This window comes from Enterococcus sp. DIV0691 (genome assembly GCF_051711145.1).
Classification (GTDB): domain Bacteria; phylum Bacillota; class Bacilli; order Lactobacillales; family Enterococcaceae; genus Enterococcus_B; species Enterococcus_B hirae.
In genome coordinates this window covers 2059885-2082831 of record NZ_JBIOLY010000001.1, presented here as the reverse complement: position 1 = coordinate 2082831, position 22947 = coordinate 2059885, and the positions used below count along the sequence as shown (strand labels likewise).

Below are 22947 nucleotides of genomic sequence, written 5' to 3'. Positions count from 1 at the left end.
GACTTAGAGTGAATATTGCTGACTTCTCTGAGAGAAAAAGGTCAAGACTAATTGTCATTTGTATAATCGAAATTCAGCGACTAGTCTTTGTTTTTTCAACTCGTTCAATTATAATAAGAGCATAGAGATGAAAAGGAGTGAAAGAAGATGAAATTTGTTGAGCAAGATTTTGCTTATTATGAGCGCACAATCAAAAGAATGTATCAAAGTTATTATTGGAAGCGTATTCTAATCTTAGCATTCGTACTCGTGATTGTTCTGGCTTATACAGGCATCTTTCAGGAACATTTGCTTTATAATGTTTTACTGATGATAATCATTGCTGGGGGAGGTATTTATCTTTATCTGCAAAAACAAAAATTTCCAGAGGTCTATCAAAAATATCTAGAGATAAATCAACCAGAAGCAAAAATCGTTAAGATCCAAGAAGCAGAGTATAGCTATAATGATCTTGAAGACAAGAGTGTCAGGATTAACAAAACTGGTATGCGTAATTTGCCGTCAAGGAATAAACAATATACATTGATGGTTGGATTCTCCAAGTCCTTTTTTCCGCGTGAACCACTTCAAATTGTTTATTATGATATGCTTGAACTAACCTATGAAGAAAAATTTCGTTTGAAGCGAAACGGCTATCATTCAATGCCACGTTTTTTGCGTCGGTTTACATTTAGTAATTTAAAAGAAAGCATTGGTAATATGGGACGTTTTATTGTCGGAAATATATTTTTACTAGTTATCCTATTTCGTGTTATACGCTATTTATGGTCATTTATCCAATTGCTTTTTTAATATCCATAATATTCATACATAATTCATAAAAAATTAGAAAACAATATTTCTTGCCATAAAAAGGGAAAGAAATATTGTTTTTAAAGCATTATTGGCTGGTTCAATGGGAAGTAAATCGTTCAGTAACTCAAGTTGGAGAAAAAGTTACAACTTAAGTCCTATGACTTTTTCTTCCATTCCGTGCATAATATGAATGTAAGGAAAAGCTTGCAAACTATATTTGCTTAAGGAGGCAATTTCCATGAAAGAAAGAGAACGTATTTTAGACTTAGTTAAAAAAGGGATCCTTTCCACTGAAGAGGGCTTAGATTTATTAGAAAGCATGGCAACTGAGAAAGATGAAAAGCAAATCGCAAAAGAAGCAGATAAAGTAACTGCTAGTCATAAAGAAAAAGATCAAGCAACTCAATTGATCGATGAATTGGAAAATGGCACATCAGAAGAAATCCATTTTAATGCCGATCCAAAACAAAACGAAAAAGAAGATCAAGAAAATTTGGAACGTATCTTAGATGAGTTAGCAACACAAGCCAATCAAACGTCGGCTCATTTAGACGAAGTGAATGAAAAGTTAGCACAAAATAAAGCGGCACGCAATGACAAACAGGAAACATTGATGCAGCTGAATACCAAAGAAGAATTGGATGAACTAACAGAAGATGAGCTTCTCCAAAGAAAGACTCTTGAATCTGAGATCAAGGAATTAGAAGCTGCGAGTGAACAATTAACAGAAGAACAATTGAAACTAGAAGCAGAATTAAAAGATATTCGCAAAAACCAATGGACAGAAAAGAAAGAAACAATTGCTGATAAATTTGAGTTACCAGATGACTGGAAAGAACAAGCCAACGATACATTGAATCAAGTCGGAGAAAAAATGTCTGAAGCTGGTTCTCAGCTAGGCAAGTTTTTGCGGAAGACATTCCAAACGGTATCGGAAACAGTCAATGAAAACATGGAATGGAAAGATGTCAATCTCCGTGTACCAGGTATCGCAACGACAAAATTTGAACACGAATTTTATTATGAAGCACCTGCAGCAAGTATTCTTGATATCAAAGCTGCAAACGGAAATGTCACATTGAAAACTTGGGAAAGTGAAGATGTGAAAGTTGAAGCTAAAATCAAATTATACGGTAAAATGAATGCAGAACCATTCGAGGCATTCTTAGAACGTAGTCAAATTGAAGTCAATGATGAGCATGTCTCATTCCAAATTCCAAATAAACGTGTACGTGCGGATCTAGTCTTTTATTTACCAAAACGAGTATATGACCATACAGCAATCAAATTGTTAAATGGGAATATTACGATTAACGACTTAGAAGGTAAAGATGTGTACACCAAATCGACAAATGGAAATATCGTCATTCAAAAATTACAAGCAACCATGCTTGAAATTGAAGGCGTTAATGGGAATATCGATGTTCAATCAGGTGCAATCTTAGATTCGATCATCGAAACAGTGAATGGTACGGTCACTGTAGGAACAACCCCTGAAAATCTTTCCGTTTCTCTAGTTAATGGGGATGTACGGTTGACAATGAAAGAAGAACATTTGAAAAAAATTGAAGCAAGTTCAGTCAATGGCAATGTCAAAGTAGCTTTACCAACAGGAATTGGTATGGAAGGTAATGCGAAAACAAGTTTAGGCAGCATCAACAGCCGCCTGACTGATTATGAAGTAATCCGTGAAAAAAAAGAACGGACCAATCAATTACTACAGTTCCGTCGTCTCTCTGAAAATGAAGTAGCTAGAATCCAATTATCGACTACGACTGGTAGTATTTATTTAAAAGATACGGATCAATAAAGTAATCAACCGGTGAGTTAGCTTATTCTAACAATCGAAAGCAGGATTGATAAGTGGGATGTACGTTCACTATTAAACGATGATACTTGGTCATTCGTTCCTTTAACGAGGAAAAGCAAAAATCTTTGGAGAAAAAGTGTAGTGATAATGAACAGTTTATCTATTGTCACACTCTTTTTCTTCCATTAAAATGAATAGAACAGAGGTGAAAGTAAAATGAAAAGAAAATTGACAAAATCAAATAAAAATATTGTTTTGACTGGTACATTAGCTGGGATCGCAGAATATCTTGGAATTGATCCAACGGTAGTTCGTGTGATCTATGTATTCCTAAGCTTAGTGGCATTTGGAAGTCCAGTTATCTTATATATTTTATTGGCTTTGCTCATCCCTTCTGGACGAAACAAACAGACTCGTTATGGGCATGAAAACCAATATTATCAAAATAATAATTATCATCATGAACAAACAAAAAAACGTAAAGAGGCGGAAAAGGTCAATGATGACGAATGGAGTGACTTCTAATGTCTTATCTTCAGCGCCTCATCGTGAATACGTTGACGTTCATCTCTCTGGCAGTGATTTTTCCGACGATGATTTATGTAGATAGTATTTGGACAGCTATTTTAGCAAGTTTCGTATTGTCCATCTTGAATATGTTCATTAAACCTATTCTAACAATTTTATCACTACCATTCACTTTAGTGACACTGGGCTTGTTCACATTTGTTATCAATGCGGCAATCTTGAAGATGACTTCCTTTTTTGTTGGAGCATCTAATTTTAATTTTGCTTCCTTTGGTTCAGCTTTTTTGATTGCTGTGATCATGTCAGTGGTGAATATGATTGTCAGTGAACACAATAGTAGAAGGTAAACGTGAACAATCGATAATGACTAAAAGGGTACATCCATGGGAAATGTCTTAAATTCCCTGGTTGTACCTTTTTGCTTTGTTTTATAAAAAAAGTGAATTTAAAATAAAAACGTTTTTTTTATTTGGTAGTACTTTTTGTCAGACAATGATAAAATGGGAAGGAACACTCTAATAGAAATGAGGTAGCACGAATGGCAGAAGTTGTAAAAGTAAGCCAATTAGTAGAAAAATTATCATTAGAAATAGTGACTGGTGATGAAAAGAGTTTGGAGCGTGTTATCGTAACTGGTGACATCTCAAGACCTGGTTTAGAATTGACCGGTTATTTTAATTATTATTCACATGATCGTTTACAATTATTTGGGAGCAAAGAGATTAGCTTTGCTGAACGGATGATGCCGGAAGAAAGACTGATGATCATGAGAAGATTGTGCAGTGAGGATATGCCAGCATTCATTATTTCTCGGGGGCTTCCAGCTTCTGAAGAAATGATTCAAGCAGCCAACGAATACGGTATGGCTGTCTTACGTTCACCAATCTCCACATCCCGTTTGCTTGGAGAATTATCTAGTTATTTAGATGGTCGTTTAGCTCCTAGAACGAGCGTTCATGGTGTGCTAGTCGATGTTTATGGGTTAGGTGTACTCATTCAAGGGGATAGCGGAATTGGTAAGAGTGAAACCGCATTAGAATTAATCAAACGTGGTCATCGCCTGATTGCCGATGACCGAGTAGATGTTTATCAACAAGATGAACTGACAGTCATTGGTGAACCACCAAAAATCTTAGAACACTTGATAGAAATCAGAGGGATCGGAATCATTGATGTCATGAACTTGTTTGGAGCAAGTGCTGTCCGTGGTTCAATGCAAGTGCAGTTAGCCGTTTATTTAGAAGCCTGGGCGAAGGACAAAAAATATGATCGACTAGGTTCTGAAGATACTTCTGTGGAAATTGCAGAAGTGGGGATTCCACAAATAAAAATACCTGTCAAAACTGGACGAAACGTGGCCATCATCATCGAAGTCGCAGCAATGAATTTCCGAGCAAAAACGATGGGATTTGATGCAACAAAAACGTTTGAAGAAAGATTAAGTCGTCTGATCGAAGAAAATTCAGGGGCACAATAGCAAGGAGTGGAAACATGATAGCGCAAATCGATCGGGTAGCGTTCAATCTTTTAGGAATACCAATCTATTGGTATGCTTTGATCATTGTATCGGGAATAATTATTGCCATGTGGCTAAGTAGCCGTGAAGCCGTACGAGTTGGCTTAAAATCTGAGGATGTCACTGATTTTATGTTGTGGGGATTGCCACTTTCAATTATTGGCGCACGGTTGTACTATATTTTATTTGATTTACCACAATATATAGCTGATCCTATTCAAATATTCAATATCCGTTCTGGCGGGTTAGCTATTTATGGTGGATTAATCGCAGGTGCCATTACTTTATACTTCTTTACCAAATACCACTTTATTTCCATGTGGACATTTTTAGATATAGCAGCACCAAGTGTCCTACTCGCTCAAGCAATTGGGCGCTGGGGAAATTTTATGAATCATGAAGCTTATGGCCCTGTCACGACGAGAATCTTTTTAGAAAATCTTCATATCCCAAGATTCATAATTGATAATATGTACATTGAAGGTTTTTATCGTCAACCTACCTTTTTATATGAATCCGTTTGGAGTTTGATTGGCTTTATCCTACTCCTATTTTTAAGAAACAAAAAGCATTTACTGAAAAAAGGAGAAGTTTTACTTGTTTATGTGATGTGGTACAGCTTCGGGCGCTTTTTTATCGAAGGATTACGGACAGATAGTTTATACTTCTTAGGTGTTATTCGTATCTCCCAATTGTTGTCAGCCTTTTTATTCGTTGGGACAATTATTCTGTTTATCTGGCGTAGAAAAAAAGGAAATTTACCAGATTACGATCGCACTTTTGGTAAAAATCAAATGATTATCTAATTTACAGAGCTAAAAAAATGAAAAAAATAGCAGGAGTGGTAAAATGAAATATAGGGTGGCAGTCTTAGGAGCTGGCTCATGGGGGACAGCTCTTGCGCAAGTTCTTGCTGAAAATGGACATGATGTTCGCCTATGGGGACATCGTCAATCGCAAATAGACGAGATCAACCAACAACACACCAATCAAAAATATTTACCCGACTATCATTTGTCAACGTCAATCCGTGGTTTTAGTGAGTTGGAACAGGCAGTTCAAGATATTGATGCCTTGTTATTCGTGATTCCGACACGAGCCATTCGCTCTGTAGCACAAGAGGTGGTCACTAAATTGAATACCAAGCCTGTAATCATTCATGCAAGCAAGGGTCTAGAACAGGAAACACACAAACGGATCTCAGAAATTCTTTTAGAAGAGATCCCGAGTGACAAACGTCAATCCATTGCTGTTTTATCTGGTCCGAGTCACGCAGAAGAAGTAGCAAATCATGACATTACTACGATCACAGCTGCTAGCACAGATCAAAAAACAGCTTCCTTTGTCCAAAAATTATTCATGAATCATTATTTTAGGATTTATACCAATCCTGATGTGATTGGGGTTGAAATGGGGGCTGCATTGAAAAATATTATTGCTCTTGGTGCAGGAGCAATCCACGGATTAGGTTTTGGGGATAATGCAAAAGCTGCTATTATGACTAGAGGTTTAGCTGAAATCAGTCGTTTAGGTGTTGCCATGGGTGCCAACCCATTGACTTTTATTGGTCTTAGTGGTGTGGGCGATTTGATCGTTACTTGTACTAGTATCCATTCGCGAAATTGGCGAGCGGGCAATTTGTTAGGTAAAGGGCATGAACTGTCAGAAGTATTGGAAAATATGGGGATGGTTGTGGAAGGTGTCCATACGACAAAAGCCGCAAAAGAACTTGCTCAGCAAGTAGGTGTAGACATGCCAATCACTCAAACAATTTATGAAGTACTTTATGAAAATAAAAATGTACAAATTGCGGCAAGAGAAATCATGTTGCGAGATGGAAAAAAAGAAAATGAATATTCACGATTAATTTTTTAGAGGAGAGATGACAAATGAAAGTAAAAAAGGCAGTTATTCCAGCAGCAGGTTTAGGAACAAGATTTTTACCTGCAACAAAAGCGATGGCAAAAGAAATGCTTCCAATCGTTGACAAACCAACGATTCAATTTATCGTAGAAGAAGCACTTAAATCAGGGATCGAAGACATTTTGATCGTCACTGGGAAAGCAAAACGACCAATCGAAGACCATTTTGATTCAAATATCGAGTTAGAAACGAATTTGAGTGAAAAAGGGAAAACAGAATTATTGAAGTTGGTTGAAGAAACAACTGATGTAAATCTACACTTCATTCGTCAATCTCATCCAAAAGGGTTAGGACATGCTGTATTACAAGCCCGTGCTTTTATCGGTAATGAACCTTTTGTTGTGATGTTAGGTGATGATATCATGGAAGATGAAGTACCTTTGACACAACAATTGATTGATGACTATGAGCGGACACATGCATCAACAATCGCAGTGATGGAAGTGCCACAAAAAGATACGTCTAAATACGGAATTATTAATCCTGGTGAAGAATTAGAAGAAGGATTGTTCAATGTTAAAAACTTCGTTGAAAAACCAGACCCAAGTAAAGCACCAAGTAATTTAGCTATTATTGGACGCTATTTATTAACTCCTGAAATCTTTGATGTTTTGGCAGAACAACAACCAGGTGCTGGGAATGAGATCCAACTGACAGATGCGATTGATACATTGAATAAAACACAACGAGTATTTGCTCGTAACTTTACAGGCAAACGCTATGATGTTGGTGACAAGTTTGGTTTCATGAAAACCAGTATCGAATACGGCTTGACTCATCCAGAAGTCGGCGAACCATTAAAAGAATATATCAAAGAGCTAGGGAAACAATTAGAAGCTGATCAAACGATGGTACCAAAAAAAGACAACAAAAAAATTGAATCAAAAGATGAGCTGAAAAAATAAATTTTTTAGCAATGAAAGCTTCAACTGCTCTTATCCAAAAAAAGTAGTTGAAGCTTTGCTATTTTTTATTTGTTTAAAAAATGCGAAAATGCTATGCTTATAGAAAGAGTATCAGAAGGGAGTTCGAGTATGACAGGCGGAGAAATTGCTGGGCTGATTGCGGCCATCGCATTTGCAGTCCTCGTTGTTTTTATCATAAGAGTATTGTTACAATTATCAAAAACATTAGAAAAAGTGGATCAAACAGTGGCAGAAGCAAATACGACGATTGAAGTCGTCACCAAAGATGTCGATCTTTTGTCAAGGCAGGTGGAAGGTTTACTAGTCAAAAGTAATGAATTGCTTTTAGACATCAATGGGAAAGTAGAAACGATTGATCCATTATTTACAGCTATCGCGGATTTAAGTGAAAGCGTGTCAGAATTGAATACATCAAGTAAAAATATCGTAACCAAAGTTGGTGGGATTGGGCGTACAACAGCTAAAGCTACCGTGGCTGGAAAAGTTGGTGGCACAGCTTTAAAGTTTTTCAAAAATAAAAAACATACAGAAAAGACTGGAGGAATTTAATTATGGCAAAAAAAGGTGGATTTTTACTAGGAGCAGTTATTGGTGGGACAGCAGCGGCAGTCGCAGCATTATTATTAGCACCAAAGTCAGGAAAAGAACTACGCGATGAACTTGCTGCACAAGCAGATGATTTACTTGATATGGCTTCAGACTACACGGATATGGCAAAAGAAAAATCAGCGACATTAACAGACATCGCAAAAGAAAAAGCGCAAGATCTATCCCAACAAGCTGGTGACTTAGCTGGTAGCGTGAAAAATAAAGTCAATCATTCTGCAAATGATGTCGAAGATGAGTCTGAAGACATTTTATTAACATTAAAAGAACAATCAGAAGATCTTTCTCATCGCTTCAAGAAATCAGCAGATGAGCTTAAAAAGCCAGTCGGACAAATGAATGAAACAGTTAAAGATGCATCTGAAGATATGATGATCAATGCGAAAGATGCTGCAGGTGAAGCTGGACAAACAGTAAAAGAAGGCATTGCTGAAGCAAAACCAGTCGTAAAAGATGCGCAAGCAATGGCAGATATGGCTAAAGAAGACGTAAAAGCTAAAAAAGAAGATTTAAAAGATACATTTACTGACAATGGAAAATAGGCAATTTCTATTTTTAGTAGGTAATTAATAGATACTTTTTCGATTTCAGTTAATCGAACGGAACAAGTGATGAATATCAAAGCTAGCAAAGTTTCCTAGCTTTGATATTTTTTTGTTTGATAATTACTAGAATAATACATAATGTAAAGGGCTAATTTGCGTAATCACTTGATAGCATGCTTATTACCATGAGAGTGAAGACACTATAAAAGGACCAGAATGATCAGAAAAATTCGTAAAATCTAATGGTAACCAGAGCTCTTTGGTATGAATGGGTCAACAACGATTAGTGAGGTTGAAGATAAGAAAAAAATGAGTCTAGGACTAACAGTCGCCCTAGACTCATTAATAGATGTAGAAGTGATCCACGGCGTTCAAGAAGCAACTCCTCAACAATAAACGTTAATTTTCTAAAATATGAGAAGCTATTTTAAAAAATCATCGCTTATTCGTTCGGAGTTAACCGCTTCTTTCACGATCTTACTCAATAACCAATAATTCTTTTGGCGTAGTTGTAAATGGAATACAGCCGTCTTTTGTCACATAGACACAGTCTTCGATTCGAACACCTACTTGATCAGGGATATAGATTCCTGGTTCAAGGGAGAAGCACATGCCTTCTTCGATGACTAAATCATTACCTGCTACAAGGGAAGGAAATTCATGGACAGTGGTTCCGATTCCGTGACCTAGACGATGATTGAAGTATTCGCCATAGCCATAGCTATTGATTACATTTCTTGCAATTTGATCTAGTTCGGCAGCCGTTACGCCGGGACGTACAGCTGCTTGGGCAGCTAATTGTGCCTCAAGTGTGATTTGATAAATTTTTTCCTGAAATTCAGTTGGTTTTTTATAGGCTACAGTTCGAGTAGCATCGCTGCAATAACCATCCCAAACAACACCTAAATCAAACAAAACAAGTTCATTAGGCGAAATTTTTGTGCTGCCTGGAGCACCGTGGGGGCTTGCTGCGTTTTTACCAGCTAAAACAAGCGTGTCAAACGACATTTGCGAAACACCTTGTTTTTTTAGTTGGTATTCGATTTCTGCAATGATTGCTTGCTCAGTAACACCTTCTTTTACTGCCTTAAAGCCGATTTCAAAGGCAACATCTGCCCATTTACCAGCAGCAAGTAATTGGTCTTTTTCTTCCAGTGTTTTGATTAATTGGAGACGTTGAATGATTGCTGTTAAATCAGTAAAGTTGTCAGAACCAGTTAGAACATCTGAAATGGCATCGAAACGATCAACGGTTAACGCATTTTTTTCGATTCCGATATTTCCAGGCTGACCATAACGGTGACGAATTTCTTTCCCAATGATTTCCCAAGGATTTTCGCTGTCTAAATAGCCACGAACATCAAAAGACCATGCACTGTTTTGTGCATCTTCAACTTCTAAAGCCGGAGTGAATAAAAAAGGATCCTGTTCAAGTGGGATAAATAGTGCTAAGACACGTTCATGGGGTTCACTTTCGTATCCTGAAAAATAAGCGATGTGTCCTGGATCACTAATATAGGCAAGATCCACTTGATTTTGAGCCATCCATTTACGTAATTCGTTGATTTTTACGTTATTCATTTTGGCATCCTTCTTTCTAATTTATTGAATTATTAGATAATTGTACCACTTAATGTTTCAAAGACCAACGTATAAAAGTGAAAAAATGAATTATTTTCATGAAAGCGGTAGTAAAACGGTTGCAATTTTGAGTATTATTTGTTATCCTGTTTTAGAAATGTAAAGCGTATTTTCAGAAAACATATAAAAATGAACAGGAGAGCAAGAATGGAAAAGCAAACAATTACTATTTATGATGTAGCGAGAGAGGCAAATGTTTCGATGGCTACTGTTTCACGTGTCGTTAACGGGAATCCGAATGTCAAACCTGCGACTAGAAAAAAAGTGTTAGAAGTCATTGATCGATTGGACTATCGTCCGAATGCTGTTGCACGTGGGCTAGCAAGTAAGAAGACAACGACAGTAGGGGTAATCATTCCAGATGTCAGCAATATGTTTTTTGCTTCTTTAGCACGTGGGATCGATGATGTTGCTACAATGTACAAATACAACATCATTTTAGCAAATTCAGACGGCAATGATCAAAAAGAAGTGAATGTATTAAATAACTTGTTAGCAAAACAAGTAGATGGCGTGATCTTCATGGGACATCATATCACTGATGAAATCCGTGGTGAGTTTTCTCGATCTAAGACTCCTGTAGTATTGGCTGGCTCAATTGACCCTGATGAACAAGTTGGAAGTGTGAATATCGATTACACTTCAGCAACTAAGGATGCTGTCAATAAATTAGCTAAGAATGGCAATAAAAAAATTGCCTTTGTCAGTGGGGCATTGATTGATCCAATCAATGGTCAAAATCGCTTGAAAGGATATAAAGAAGCACTTAAAGAAAATAATTTACCTTACAGCGAAGGTTTGATCTTTGAAGCAGAGTATAACTTTAAAGACGGATTAACCCTAGTTGATCGCATTCATAACAGTGGCGCAACAGCTGTTTATGTTTCAGATGATGAATTAGCTATCGGTATTTTAGATGGTCTTTTAGATAAGGGTGTGAAAGTACCAGAAGAATTTGAGATCATTACAAGTAATAACTCATTGTTAACAGAAGTTGCACGTCCACGCCTAACAAGTATCACACAACCATTGTATGATTTAGGTGCCGTTTCAATGCGTCTATTAACAAAAATGATGAATAAAGAAGAAGTTGAAGAAAAAACAATTATCTTACCTTATGGAATTGAAGAAAAAGGATCGACGAAATAATAAGTGATTAACACTCCACTAGATGATGCTAGTGGAGTGTTTTTAACCTCTAAAAAGATTCAGTGATTGAAATAAGTAAACATTCGTTGAAGCTTTTAGCTAGTTAACAAGAACAACTATTTATTTTTTTGTAAAAATTTGGACAAATTTTAGCTTTTTATTCCGTATAATGAAATGGAATCTCTATCAGAAGAGAAAATCTAAAATGCCAGGAGTTACTGTATATGTCAGATTTTTATTTTGTAAAACTACGCCCTGAAGTTTACAATGATTTAATAACTTCAAAGGAAACTAAAAATAGGATATTAAATAAAGAAACAAGAATGTATCTTGCGTTCGAACAAAATGAAAGAAATTGGTATATTCCTTTTAAAGCTTATACAAGTACAAAACATCCAGATTCTGTATTTTTTTTGCCAATATTGGAGGAGGACCCTCATCTTGTTTCTCCGGGATTAGTTTTCTATCAGTCCTTAAATCTTTCCTCTTCATATGTAATAGAAGTAAAGATAAAAAGTGAAGAGATAGCTGATTTATACCTACCGTTTATAGAAAAAAATTTGGAAAAAATTAAGGACGCTTTTTATCATTATCTAAGAGGATATTATAATCATTGTGTATACGATAAGAAGACCGGAACGCTTGAATTATTTCTAAAAGAAATAGAGGAAATATGCAATCTTAAGTTTAATGAGGGAATAAGTGATAAAAGTATACAAAATTTGAGCAAACGAGGTGATATAAAAGGGATTGAAGCATATCGAGAAAAACAACTTCCAAATTTTCTAGAAGAAGATTATTTTATTAAGTTTTTATCTGTTAAATCTCATCTTCCTTGGCAAGATTCAAGCATAATCCAAATCTTGATCGCCCAAAAACCAGACGTCCAATTGGCTCTTCAGGCTTGGGAATGGAAGAAACTTGAAAAAAAACTAAATCTGTGTCCGGAATCCCTCCTTAGAGCATATACAGGAGAAGTTTTCAAAAAAAAAACAAACTCTAAACCAACAGATTATTTTCAAGTACAGGTTTTTGATGTTAGTGAATTAAAGGAAAATCAAGAAATACCTAGACCTGCTTACTACGTAGGAGATCAAACAGTTGATTCATTTCTCTATAAAATTTTATTCCAAAGTATCAGAGGACTTACAAGTAGGTCAATCGAGATACAATCGGGAATGAATGATAAAGAAAAATTGAGTATCTTATTGCGTTCAGCCATACATAAGAGAAGATGGACTAGTATCGGTGATCAAGACCATTTAGAATATTTTAAATCAGAAGCGGTCGGTTATACCTTAGCAAAACATTTAGGATTATCTACGGAGAGTTATTCTTTTGAATATCTTTCTACTTTGAGGCAGAATAAATTGTCTGAAACTACAATAGATAATATTTTAGAGAGCATTAGTTCAGAAGTAAATAAAACATATAATGACTTTAGAGAAAAATTTAATATTATTTTGAATAAAAGTAACGAAAAGAATAAAGTTACCCAACTTCAAAACAATCAATCTATAGAGATATTAGACCCCGTCAATAAAGGGAAAAAAAGACGTGAAGCTTTGATTGAAAATAGTAAAAAAAAGTTTAGCGACAAACGTTTGAAAGTAGGAGAAAAACAGCAGCGTGATCCACAAACTTGGACAGAAGTTAAAACTAAAAAGAGTAAAAGAATCCATCCGAATATATATGAGAGTAAAATACAAAATTCTGAAGGGCAAAATAGCGAAAATAATAGCGAGTATTGGTGGGAAATCGAAAGTAAACACGTGAGGAAAGTCAAAGAAGGGAACCACCAGCTATCAGGCGACTCTAAAGGATTGATTAGACCTGAAGTCAAAATATCCTTGGAAAAAGCTGAGGGTGCCAGCATAAAAAAAACTGAACTCTCGATGGATATTAAGGGAAATGAGCAACAGACAGTTCATATTAAAGGATCAAATGGTACTAAGCAACAAGAAGTTAAAGAGAGATCTTGGAAAGAGAACTCAAGCACAGAAAGAAATAATCAGCTAGATAATCTAGAGAAATACGGAGAAGCGAATCAACAATGGTTTGAGAAAGGAACTTTGGAAAAAGACACAAGTAAAGGAAGTAACACAAGTACTTCAGAAAATGTTGTTACCAATGATTTAAAGAGTTCTAAACTTAGAACTTTTGAAGGATCGATTATCCTTAAAGCCAAAGAAGGTGCAAGTCTACCTTTGAGTAAAGCTGAGGATACCAATCGAAATGAAGCTGAACATTGGACGACTATTAATAGAATTAACCCGCAGACAGAGCATCAAGAATCTTCTACCCCTAGAACCTTTGCAAGCTTGTTTGACATGAAAGCCAAAGAAGGTGAAAGCCTATCTTTGAAAAAAGCTGAGGATACCAACCGAACTGAATCTAAACTTTCGACGACTATTAATGGAAAAGATCAGCAGACAGATCATCAAACGGATCAAAATGAGCCGGAAGAAATGACTTGGGAAACAGTTACAAAAAAAGGAAGTAAAAAAAGCAGCAAAAGCAGCAAAAGCAACAAAAGCACTTTAGAAAAAGTAGATACTAACAGTCTAAATTCATTGACTACAGATAAATTCATTCCGCAATGGCAAAGGATAGCTCAGGAAAAAGCAAATAAAAACAATCGGCAGAAAAAAAATGGAGTATCCGGGCGTAGAACAGTGGCAAGATAAAAAAGCTTCTTTAAAACCATAACCAGATAAAAACGAGAGTGGGACAATAGTCAGAAAAAAATCTGATTATTTCCCCATTTTTTTGATTTTAAGGTACATAAAAAGCACAACCTTGTATGATTAAAGTGCTTAAACAAAAATCAAAGGAGTGTGCTTTATGTTTAAAAATTATACCATCAGCCAAACAACTTTACCACGAAATGTAGAACATTAACTGTTACCACCTTTATGTGGATGAAAGACGGTTATATGCGAAATGGACAGCGCAAACCAGGTTATAATTTCCAAATCGCCAACGATTGAGAAAGAACTATTGTCCCACTCTCGTTTTAACTTCTAAAAAAGATTTAGTGATTGAAATAAGTAAACATTCGTTGAAGCTTTTAGCTAGTTAACAAGAACAACTATTTATTTTTTTTGTAAAAACTTGGACAAATTTTAGCTTTTTATTCCGTATAATGAAATGGAATCTCTATCAGAAGAGAAAATCTAAATTGTAAGGAGAAGTTATAAATGTCAGATATTTATTTTGTGAAACTGCTTCCTGATGTTTACGATGAGTTAAAAACTTCAAAGTACAAAGAAATAACATTAGAAAATTTAAATAGGACATATCTTGCATTGGAAAGAAATAGGAGAAATTGGTATATTCCTATTAAATCTTTTACAGAGAAAATTTTTACAGAGTTTGTATATCCATTGCCAGTAATGGAAGAGAAGTACAAGAACAATCGTCGCTGTACTCCAGGTTTTGTTTTTAATCATTCCTTGTATCTTGATTCTTCACTGGTAATAGTAACTAAGGATCCGGGAATGGAATTATATCGTCCGTTTATAGAAGAAAATAAAGAAAAGATCATAGAAAAATTTTATTATTTTGTAAGTATGGCACATCATATTAATGAACGTGGTAATAAGTTGGTTAACTCAATTGACTTATTTCCAGAAGGAGTTGAATATATACTAAATCTTAGGTTTAATGAGGGAATAGACGATAAAAGTATACAAAGCTTGAATAAACGGGGGGATAGGGAAGGGATTGAAACGTATCGAAAAAAACAACTTTCAACTTTTCTAGAAGAGGATAATTTTATTAAGTTTTTATCTGTTACAGCGCATCTTCCTTGGCAACACTCAAAAATAACCCAAAACCTGATCGCCCAAAAACCAGATGTCCAATTGGCTCTCGAGGCTCAGGAATGGAAGAAACTAGAAAAAAAATTAAAACTGGGTCCAGAGGCACTTTATAGAGACCATACAGAAGTACGTTTCGACAAAGAAACAAAAAGTAAACTAACAGCTTCTTTTCTAGTACAGGTTTTCGATGTTAGTGAATTAGCGGAAAAGCAAGAAATACCCAGACCAGCATACTATGTAGGGAATCAAACAGTTGATTCATCTCTCTACCAAATTTTGTTCCAAAGTATTAACCAATTTACAAGTATGCCAATCGAGATTAAGTCAGGGATGAATGATAAACAAACATTGAGTAACTTTATGCGTTCAGCCATACATAAGACAAGAGGGACTAGTACCGATTATCCAGACCAATTAGAATATTTTAAATCAGAAGCGATTGGTTATATCTTAGCAAAACATATAGGTTTACATACGGAGAGTTATTCTTTTGAATATCTTTCTACTTTGAAAAAAAGTGAATTGTCTGACAGTAAAATCGATGCTATTTTAGTTAGCATCAGTAGGAAAGTAAGTCAAATATATGGACGGTTTAGAGACAATTTTAACGATATTTTGAAAAAAAGCATGGAAAATGATACAGTCTTCCAATTTCAAAACAATCAATCTATTGAGTTATTAGATCCTGTCAACAAATGGAGAAAAAGACGTGAAGCTTCAAAGGAACGTAATCAAAAAAGGGGTGACAGCATACGTTTGGAAGAAGAGAAACAAAAACAGCATGACCCACAAGTATGGATAGAAGTACAAACGAACAGTAGCGAAAGAACCAATTGGAATAAAGATGAAAGTAAAATGCAAAGTCCTGAAGAGCCAAATAGAGAAAACAATAGCGATTATTGTAGGGAAATCGAAAGTAAGCAAGTGATGACTGTCAAAGAAGGGGATAACCGGCAATCAGGTGACTTTAAAGGAAAAGACAAAGATGATGCAAGCCTACCTTTAGAAAAAGCTGAGCCCTCATTGAATATCAATGGAAATGACCAACAGTCAGATAACCTAAAGAAATCAAGTGAAACGAACCCGCTGTGGTTTGAAATTGGGGTATGGGAACCAGTCACACATGAAAAAGAAAAAAGCAACCTTGCTACCAATGATCTAAATAGTTTTAACCCTAGCACCTTTAAAAGCTTGACTGCTCCTAAATTCAAAGAAGGAACCAGCCTATATTTAGAAAAAGCTGAGCCCTCGATGAATATCAATGGAAATGACCGACAGTCAGATAACCTAAAGAAATCAAGTGAAACGAACCCGCTGTGGTTTGAAATTGGGGTATGGGAACCAGTCATACATGAAAAAGAAAAAAGCAAACCTGCTACCAATGATCTAAATAGTTTTAACCCTAGCACCTTTAAAAGCTTGACTGCTCCTAAATTCAAAGAAGGAACCAGCCTATATTTAGAAAAAGCTGAGCCCTCGATGAATATCAATGGAAATGACCGACAGTCAGATAACCTAAAGAAATCAAGTGAAACGAACCCGCTGTGGTTTGAAATTGGGGTATGGGAACCAGTCACACATGAAAAAGAAAAAAGCAAATCTGCTACCAATGATCTAAATCAGTCTAAATATTCACCGACTACAGATAAAAATACTCATCAACAGCAAACAGTGGATCAAAAAAGGAATAAAGCAATGAACTTAGTCAAACAGCAAGAAAAAAAGCGTATGGGCGCTACTGAAAAATTAACAAGATAAAAACAGTCGCCATAATTGGCGACTGTTTTTTAGGTCCTTTGTCAAATAATGTTGGTGCGTTTCATCAATATTATTTGACAAAATCTGAGTTATTCTTTTTCTTTATCATTTTCTTTTTTTGCTGGATGCGCTCGAGCAAAGGCTGAAGCAGTACCCCAATAATTTTTATAGTTTTCATCCGTTCCACCGACACCAAACTTGAATGTTGATTTTTTTGGACCATTTTTTGCCCAAAGCGATTCAACTGTCTGACTTGGTGTTTCGATGGTTTTCTTATCAACAGTAACTTTACCAGGAAGTTGTCCTGTAAAGGATGCTACTTTTTTCTTGGAGACATCAGAAGATAATTCAAATTTATCCTTTGTCCCGAACATCGCTGGATTTGCTTGGTATACTTGATTAATGAGATTGGCTAAATAGCTAGAAGAACGTAATCGGGCTCTTGAGTCCATTCCAGTGTTGTCATCGTGACCTGCCCAACTACTGATCGTAATAGATGGCGTTGAAACAATCAGCCAAGAATCACGGTAGTCATTTGTTGAACCTGTTTTGCCGATCCAATCCGCTTGTCCCAGTTCATGATTTAAAGCAGTAATATCATCTTTAAAAGGTGTCGTGATTTTCGCAGTGATTACACTACGCATCATATCATTCATAATTGATGCTGTAGCTTCAGAATACACTCTTACAGGTTTTTCCTCATGTTTGTAGATGACTTTTCCTGAGTTATCAGTAATTGAATCAATCAAATAACCTTCTTGATAGACCCCGCCATTAGCTAAAGCTTGGAAGCCATTGGTTTGTTCCAAAGTCGTTACATCAACGGTTCCCAAAGGTGCAGACTCAACGCCCCAATTATCGTTGGTTGGATAATTCATTTTTGCCAAGTAATTTTCATAAGCATATTGTTTAGAACCACCATTTTCTAAAACATCCTGATATAAATGATAGGCAGGGATATTGTTAGACCATTCCAAAGACTCTCGAATCGTTTGGAAGGTATTAGAACCTTCATTCGTTGCATTGACGATTTTTTCTCCTGCGTTACTTCCTTCTTGCCAGGTAGTTGCGTAATCAGAAACGCGTGATTCTGATCCTACAAGCCCCATATCGATGGCTGGACCATACACGAGTACTGGTTTAATCGAAGACCCAGCTTGTCTTTGGGTGTCAAAAGCATGATTATTTTGGTTTTGTAGATAATTTCTACCACCAACAAAACCATAGATACGACCAGTTTTATTATCCATCAAGACATTTCCTGTCTCAACTTGTGTGGCTTTGCCATCGTCTAATAGATGTCCATAACTTTTTGCTGCTTCTTGCATTGCCGCATAAACATTTTTATCGATCGTTGAATGGATCGTATAACCTTTGTTTTGGATCGTTTGTTGTGCTTTTTGATAGTAGGCATCATAGACTGAACTATCAGATAAATCTGCATCATCTTTTTCAGCTAATTGTTTAGTGATGATCTCTGTGGCTTCACCCATAACGGTATAATATAGAAACTCACGATCACTTTGTTCAGCAATCTGTTGTGGTAAGAAATCTTTCGTGAGATCATAAGCTTTCGCTTCTTCATATTGTTGTTTTGTGATTTTATTTTCACGATACATGCTGAATAGAACCACATCTTTTCGATTCAATCCTGCTGAAAGGTCTTCTTTTAAACTCCCAGTATTTGTATAAGGACTATAAGTGATCGGACTTTGTGGCAAACCTGCGATAAAGGCAGCTTGTGGTAAGTTGACATCTTTGGCATTAACACCAAAGATTCCTTTCGCTGCTTCTTGTACACCAGCGATATTTTGTCCTTTATTGTTTCGACCAAATGGAGAAACATTTAGATACATAGAAATAATTTCATTCTTGGAAAAGTGTTTCTCGACTTGTGCTGCTAATAAAATTTCATTTGCTTTTCGCTTGAATGTTGTTTCATCAGTTAAGATTTGTTGTTTGACTAACTGTTGAGTCAACGTGGAACCACCGGAAGAACCGATACCAGTTGCTTCAGAAAATAAAGCACGCAAAACAGCTTTTGGTACATAGCCGTTATGTCGCTCAAAATACTCATCTTCAGTACTAATGATTGCAGTTTTCAATAAAGGCGAAATTTGATCTGAAGGAACGGCTGTCCGCATTAAATCAGTTTGGATCTTTGATATTTCAGAATTGTCAGCATAAACAAGTTTAGATGTTTCTGTAATGTTGCCAAGCTCTGATTGCAGGGTTGCTTTGGATGGTATTTCGGTATCTTCAACAAGATAGGCAAAATAACCAGCTCCGATACCAACACCAAGGGCTGCCAGTAGCAGAAGAAGGACGACGATAAAAGTAGTCAATGATTGGAAGACACCAAAAGCGATGTTTAATCCCAACCATTTTTGCTTTTTCCTTCGATGTTGCTTTTTCCGAGTATCTTTACGTGGCAAAAGGGTTCACCTCAACTAATAGTTTTATTTCGCTAATTATAGCAAATAATGGAACAAAAAAACAGATATGGTGATTTTTATAAGGATTATTTCAACTTTCTTTTTATGAATGATAGAGTGAACGAGAAACTTAAAGCATTAGACCGTTTTCGAGTCGTAAACTTTTCTTTCCCTATATGTTCAGTTAAAATAGAAAAAGATTAGCTTATTTAGAGTGATTATCAATGAATGGAATATGGCTTGATAAGGATTTCGATCATTGATTCACTTTTCATGGAGAGGAAGAATTTTATGTTATTAGGGTCACACGTAAGCATGAGTGGGAAAAAAATGCTATTAGGGGCAGCAGAAGAAGCTGCAAGTTACGGTGCTTCAACCTTTATGATTTATACTGGAGCACCGCAAAATACTAGACGTAAAGCAATTGAAGACATGAATATCGAAGCGGGGAAAGCGTATATGAAGGAACATGGATTATCTGATATAGTGGTTCATGCACCTTATATTATTAATTTGGGAAATACGATTAAACCGGAGATGTTTCCTTTTGCGGTTCAATTTTTAAGAGAAGAGATCGTCCGAGCGGAGGCTTTAGGAGCAACACAGATCACTTTGCATCCAGGTGCCCATGTCGGTGCAGGTGCCGCAGTTGGTATCGCCAAAATCATTGAAGGATTGAATGAAGTTTTAACGAAAGAACAGACTGCACAAATTGCTTTAGAGACAATGGCTGGTAAAGGGACGGAAGTCGGTCGGACATTTGAAGAATTAGCGCAGATCATTGATGGCGTGACTTTGAATGAAAAACTGTCTGTGACATTTGATACTTGTCATACGAACGATGCAGGCTATGACGTGTGTCATGATTTTTCAGGTGTCATGACAGAATTTGATAAAGTAATCGGCTTGGATCGATTGAAAGTGTTACACATCAATGACTCGAAGAATCCTCAAGGGTCACATAAGGATCGTCATGCCAATATTGGTTTCGGTACGATCGGTTTTGATGCACTGAAAGAAATCGTACATGAACCGATGTTTTCTGATATTGCCAAAATCTTAGAAACCCCTTATGTAGGGAAAGAGAAAAAAACGGCCTATGCACCATATGGAAAAGAAATTGCTATGTTAAAAGAAAAACACTTTGATCCAGAAGCTTTCCCAGAATTATTAGCAGCAGTGAATGAATAAACAAATGAAACCTTAAAGTTTTGATTGTAGGATTTGTGCAAAACCTACTGATATTAGTAGAAAAAAACGTGATTTATCTCTTCACGAAGACATTTCAACAAATGAACATTAAAGCTGTTGAATGTAGTTATACGAATTAAAATAAGCCGAAGAATTTCCCTGAGTAACTATTTCGGGATTCTTTGGCTTATTTTTTAAAATCAGACACATCTGTCTCATCTTTTTTAGTCATATCAATAGAAGCAGGTACTTTTTATTAGTTATTTTCTTGAACGGTTAGTTGTTGCAAACGTTCTGCGTATCTTTTGTTCCCTTTATACAAGTCGACGATCGTCCAACACAATAAGGCTAAGACAGCAAAGATAATCAAGTAGGCCACATTGTCTGCCCACATCAATTCATTGGTAGTTGCTTGATCACCAAAGAAACTTTCGATTTGTCCGGGTAATCCTCGTAAATTCAAGAATGTCAGACTGATTACGGAGATCCAGCCTAAAGATTTAACGAATAGATTATTTTTAAATTGTTTCCCCATCTCTACTTCACTATTTGTCATCATCAATAATGGAATCATTGAAAAAGGAAGCGCAAATGCAAGGAATACTTGAGATTCGTTCATCAAATGATTCAAAGCAGTATGTTCTTCGATCGTTCCTTTCGTGCTGGTAAAGAGGACACAGAGTAAAACAGGGATGACAGACAAGAGACGTGTGACCAAACGACGTAACCAAATCGGCATACGCATGTGGATAAAGCCTTCCATGATCACTTGTCCTGTCAGTGTTCCAGTAATCGTAGAATTTTGTCCAGAAGCTAAAAGGGCAACAGCAAATAATGTAGATAAAATGCCAGATTTTGCTACAGTGGTCAATACATCATTGCTCATAACAGAAGGATTAGACAATGCTTCGTAAAGCCCAAAAAATGATGGGTCTTGCACAGAACCATTTTTAAATACTGCAACGCCCATGATCAAAAGTAAAGCATTGACTAAAAAAGCCATAGTTAATTGAATATTAGAATCCCAAGTTGTAAAACGAACAGCTCGAGCGATATCGGTTGGGTCTTTCCGATCGATTTCTCTCGTTTGTGAGACTGCAGAATGGAGATACAAATTATGAGGCATGACAGTTGCGCCAATGATTCCTAATGCACCTGTCAATGGTGTTTCGCCGCCGATCATCGGTGAATCAGCAAACGTTTTGCTATTAGGAACAAAGCCAGCAAATAAATGTTTCCAGTCGGGATTTGACAAAGCCACTTGGTAGACAAAAACGAATAAAATGACAAAGATCAAACAAACGACGATCGCTTCAATTTTACGAAAGCCAATCTTAGTTAACATCAATAAAACAAAAACATCAAAAACAGTAATAAATACAGCAATTACTAATGGAATATCAAAAAGTAAATAAAGGGCAATGGCGGCCCCAATTACTTCTGCAATATCGGTTGCCATGATTGCCAATTCAGTTAACACCCACAAAATCACACCAAGTGTTTTACTTGTACGGGCTCGGATGGCTTGGGCTAAATCCATTTGACTAACGATGCCTAGTTTTGCTGCCATATATTGCAAGAGCATAGCGACTAAGCTGGATAAAAGAATGACTGACATTAGTAAATATTGAAAGTTTTGACCTCCTGTAATAGAAGTCGACCAGTTTCCTGGGTCCATATAACCTACCGCAACGAGTGCGCCAGGACCTGAATAAGCTAATAATGTTTTAAAAAAACTTTTCCCTTTAGGAACTTTGACTGTTCCGTTCACTTCAGCTAAAGATAAGCCGTTGGTGTGTTCAATCAATTTTTGTTTATGGAATTGATTACTCAAAAAAATCACCTCTCATTTTCTTCACGACACCATTCTACACCTGCATCAAAAAAATTGAAAGCAATTTATTCGGTTTGCCTAAAAAAAATATATGGTTAAGCTTCTATTTGGCGAAGTTATAGGAAAGCAGTAAAATAAACTTTTTAGCCAAAACTAAAGAAAACGCCTTTCTTTTTTGGGAAAACTTTAGTAAAATAAGTCATTGAGAGCAATTCGGAAATAGAAAGGAGAGATTTATATGGTAACAACAGGAATAGTCGTACTTATCGCAGTTATTGCTTTATTAATCGGCGCAATCGGTGGATTCTTTTTTGCGCGTAAATATATGAAAGATTATTTAGAAAAAAATCCTCCCGTTAATGAGGACATGTTACGATCAATGATGATGTCAATGGGGCAAAAACCATCTGAAAAGAAAATTCGTCAGATGATGCAACAAATGAAAAACCAAGGGAAAAAATAGGTT

Annotated in this window: 19 protein-coding genes; 16 read left to right on the top strand and 3 right to left on the bottom strand. The window is 36.2% G+C overall.

The window, feature by feature from the left end; genetic code table 11:
* Nucleotides 1–147: 147 nt before the first annotated feature.
* The 11 genes from IGJ11_RS09565 to IGJ11_RS09515 all read left to right on the top strand — a co-directional run bounded on the left by IGJ11_RS09565 (nt 148) and on the right by IGJ11_RS09515 (nt 9045).
* Nucleotides 148–792: a hypothetical protein gene (locus tag IGJ11_RS09565; protein ID WP_034699165.1), complete on the top strand. Its 645-nt coding sequence runs from the start codon at nt 148–150 to the stop codon at nt 790–792.
* Between the two features lie 241 nt (nt 793–1033).
* Nucleotides 1034–2605, top strand: a complete 1572-nt coding sequence (liaX, locus tag IGJ11_RS09560; RefSeq protein WP_010737970.1) for a daptomycin-sensing surface protein LiaX — start codon at nt 1034–1036, stop codon at nt 2603–2605.
* 216 nt (nt 2606–2821) lie between these two features.
* A complete protein-coding gene (locus tag IGJ11_RS09555; RefSeq protein ID WP_010718558.1) occupies nt 2822–3130 on the top strand; it encodes a PspC domain-containing protein in 309 nt (102 codons plus the stop codon).
* Nucleotides 3130–3480 carry a phage holin family protein gene (locus IGJ11_RS09550; RefSeq protein WP_010737969.1) on the top strand — a complete coding sequence of 117 codons (351 nt, stop codon included), beginning with the start codon at nt 3130–3132 and terminating at the stop codon, nt 3478–3480. The genes IGJ11_RS09555 and IGJ11_RS09550 overlap by 1 nt, the downstream gene beginning before the upstream one ends.
* Before the next feature lie 191 nt (nt 3481–3671).
* On the top strand, nt 3672–4610 hold the full coding sequence (gene hprK, locus IGJ11_RS09545; protein ID WP_010718556.1) for an HPr(Ser) kinase/phosphatase: 939 nt from the start codon (nt 3672–3674) through the stop codon (nt 4608–4610).
* Nucleotides 4611–4624: 14 nt separating this feature from the next.
* Nucleotides 4625–5455 (top strand): prolipoprotein diacylglyceryl transferase, encoded by an 831-nt coding sequence (lgt, locus tag IGJ11_RS09540; RefSeq protein WP_010718555.1) that lies wholly within the window; start codon nt 4625–4627, stop codon nt 5453–5455.
* 43 nt (nt 5456–5498) lie between these two features.
* Complete coding sequence (locus tag IGJ11_RS09535) at nt 5499–6524, top strand: NAD(P)H-dependent glycerol-3-phosphate dehydrogenase (RefSeq protein ID WP_126343480.1); 1026 nt, start codon at nt 5499–5501, stop codon at nt 6522–6524.
* Between the two features lie 14 nt (nt 6525–6538).
* Nucleotides 6539–7477, top strand: coding sequence for a UTP--glucose-1-phosphate uridylyltransferase GalU (galU, locus tag IGJ11_RS09530; protein WP_010718553.1), 939 nt, complete (start codon nt 6539–6541; stop codon nt 7475–7477).
* 129 nt (nt 7478–7606) lie between these two features.
* Nucleotides 7607–8047 (top strand): DUF948 domain-containing protein, encoded by a 441-nt coding sequence (locus tag IGJ11_RS09525; protein WP_010718552.1) that lies wholly within the window; start codon nt 7607–7609, stop codon nt 8045–8047.
* A 2-nt stretch (nt 8048–8049) separates the two neighbouring features.
* Entirely contained in the window at nt 8050–8646 is a 597-nt protein-coding gene (locus IGJ11_RS09520) for a YtxH domain-containing protein (protein ID WP_034867377.1), read from the top strand.
* Nucleotides 8647–8913: 267 nt separating this feature from the next.
* Nucleotides 8914–9045, top strand: coding sequence for a hypothetical protein (locus IGJ11_RS09515; RefSeq protein ID WP_278250468.1), 132 nt, complete (start codon nt 8914–8916; stop codon nt 9043–9045).
* Nucleotides 9046–9126: 81 nt separating this feature from the next.
* Here the strand turns inward: IGJ11_RS09515 and IGJ11_RS09510 are convergent, their stop codons facing one another.
* Entirely contained in the window at nt 9127–10230 is a 1104-nt protein-coding gene (locus IGJ11_RS09510; RefSeq protein ID WP_010737965.1) for a M24 family metallopeptidase, read from the bottom strand.
* Nucleotides 10231–10437: 207 nt separating this feature from the next.
* Here IGJ11_RS09510 and ccpA point away from each other — a divergent pair, with 207 nt between their 5' ends.
* The 3 genes from ccpA (at nt 10438) to IGJ11_RS09495 (ending at nt 17021) form a co-directional block, all read left to right on the top strand.
* Nucleotides 10438–11439, top strand: coding sequence for a catabolite control protein A (ccpA, locus tag IGJ11_RS09505; RefSeq protein WP_010718548.1), 1002 nt, complete (start codon nt 10438–10440; stop codon nt 11437–11439).
* 224 nt (nt 11440–11663) lie between these two features.
* A complete protein-coding gene (locus tag IGJ11_RS09500; RefSeq protein ID WP_207431656.1) occupies nt 11664–14126 on the top strand; it encodes a hypothetical protein in 2463 nt (820 codons plus the stop codon).
* Nucleotides 14127–14639: 513 nt separating this feature from the next.
* Nucleotides 14640–17021, top strand: a complete 2382-nt coding sequence (locus IGJ11_RS09495; RefSeq protein ID WP_438772535.1) for a hypothetical protein — start codon at nt 14640–14642, stop codon at nt 17019–17021.
* 89 nt (nt 17022–17110) lie between these two features.
* Here IGJ11_RS09495 and IGJ11_RS09490 read toward each other — a convergent pair whose 3' ends face one another.
* A complete protein-coding gene (locus IGJ11_RS09490) occupies nt 17111–19456 on the bottom strand; it encodes a transglycosylase domain-containing protein (protein WP_161651590.1) in 2346 nt (781 codons plus the stop codon).
* Nucleotides 19457–19747: 291 nt separating this feature from the next.
* Here IGJ11_RS09490 and IGJ11_RS09485 point away from each other — a divergent pair, with 291 nt between their 5' ends.
* Nucleotides 19748–20647, top strand: a complete 900-nt coding sequence (locus IGJ11_RS09485; protein ID WP_207431646.1) for a deoxyribonuclease IV — start codon at nt 19748–19750, stop codon at nt 20645–20647.
* A gap of 256 nt (nt 20648–20903) precedes the next feature.
* Here IGJ11_RS09485 and IGJ11_RS09480 read toward each other — a convergent pair whose 3' ends face one another.
* Nucleotides 20904–22481 carry an Nramp family divalent metal transporter gene (locus IGJ11_RS09480; protein WP_010718543.1) on the bottom strand — a complete coding sequence of 526 codons (1578 nt, stop codon included), beginning with the start codon at nt 22479–22481 and terminating at the stop codon, nt 20904–20906.
* A gap of 238 nt (nt 22482–22719) precedes the next feature.
* Here IGJ11_RS09480 and IGJ11_RS09475 point away from each other — a divergent pair, with 238 nt between their 5' ends.
* Nucleotides 22720–22944, top strand: a complete 225-nt coding sequence (locus tag IGJ11_RS09475; RefSeq protein ID WP_063627389.1) for a YneF family protein — start codon at nt 22720–22722, stop codon at nt 22942–22944.
* The last annotated feature ends 3 nt before the right edge of the window (nt 22945–22947 follow it).

What these genes read in the sequence shown, in the direction of transcription:
- IGJ11_RS09565 (WP_034699165.1), top strand. Translation starts at nt 148, where the DNA reads ATGAAATTTGTTGAGCAAGATTTTGCTTATTATGAGCGCACAATCAAA.
- liaX (WP_010737970.1), top strand. Translation starts at nt 1,034, where the DNA reads ATGAAAGAAAGAGAACGTATTTTAGACTTAGTTAAAAAAGGGATCCTT.
- IGJ11_RS09555 (WP_010718558.1), top strand. Translation starts at nt 2,822, where the DNA reads ATGAAAAGAAAATTGACAAAATCAAATAAAAATATTGTTTTGACTGGT.
- IGJ11_RS09550 (WP_010737969.1), top strand. Translation starts at nt 3,130, where the DNA reads ATGTCTTATCTTCAGCGCCTCATCGTGAATACGTTGACGTTCATCTCT.
- hprK (WP_010718556.1), top strand. Translation starts at nt 3,672, where the DNA reads ATGGCAGAAGTTGTAAAAGTAAGCCAATTAGTAGAAAAATTATCATTA.
- lgt (WP_010718555.1), top strand. Translation starts at nt 4,625, where the DNA reads ATGATAGCGCAAATCGATCGGGTAGCGTTCAATCTTTTAGGAATACCA.
- IGJ11_RS09535 (WP_126343480.1), top strand. Translation starts at nt 5,499, where the DNA reads ATGAAATATAGGGTGGCAGTCTTAGGAGCTGGCTCATGGGGGACAGCT.
- galU (WP_010718553.1), top strand. Translation starts at nt 6,539, where the DNA reads ATGAAAGTAAAAAAGGCAGTTATTCCAGCAGCAGGTTTAGGAACAAGA.
- IGJ11_RS09525 (WP_010718552.1), top strand. Translation starts at nt 7,607, where the DNA reads ATGACAGGCGGAGAAATTGCTGGGCTGATTGCGGCCATCGCATTTGCA.
- IGJ11_RS09520 (WP_034867377.1), top strand. Translation starts at nt 8,050, where the DNA reads ATGGCAAAAAAAGGTGGATTTTTACTAGGAGCAGTTATTGGTGGGACA.
- IGJ11_RS09515 (WP_278250468.1), top strand. Translation starts at nt 8,914, where the DNA reads ATGAATGGGTCAACAACGATTAGTGAGGTTGAAGATAAGAAAAAAATG.
- IGJ11_RS09510 (WP_010737965.1), bottom strand. Translation starts at nt 10,230, where the DNA reads ATGAATAACGTAAAAATCAACGAATTACGTAAATGGATGGCTCAAAAT.
- ccpA (WP_010718548.1), top strand. Translation starts at nt 10,438, where the DNA reads ATGGAAAAGCAAACAATTACTATTTATGATGTAGCGAGAGAGGCAAAT.
- IGJ11_RS09500 (WP_207431656.1), top strand. Translation starts at nt 11,664, where the DNA reads ATGTCAGATTTTTATTTTGTAAAACTACGCCCTGAAGTTTACAATGAT.
- IGJ11_RS09495 (WP_438772535.1), top strand. Translation starts at nt 14,640, where the DNA reads ATGTCAGATATTTATTTTGTGAAACTGCTTCCTGATGTTTACGATGAG.
- IGJ11_RS09485 (WP_207431646.1), top strand. Translation starts at nt 19,748, where the DNA reads ATGTTATTAGGGTCACACGTAAGCATGAGTGGGAAAAAAATGCTATTA.
- IGJ11_RS09475 (WP_063627389.1), top strand. Translation starts at nt 22,720, where the DNA reads ATGGTAACAACAGGAATAGTCGTACTTATCGCAGTTATTGCTTTATTA.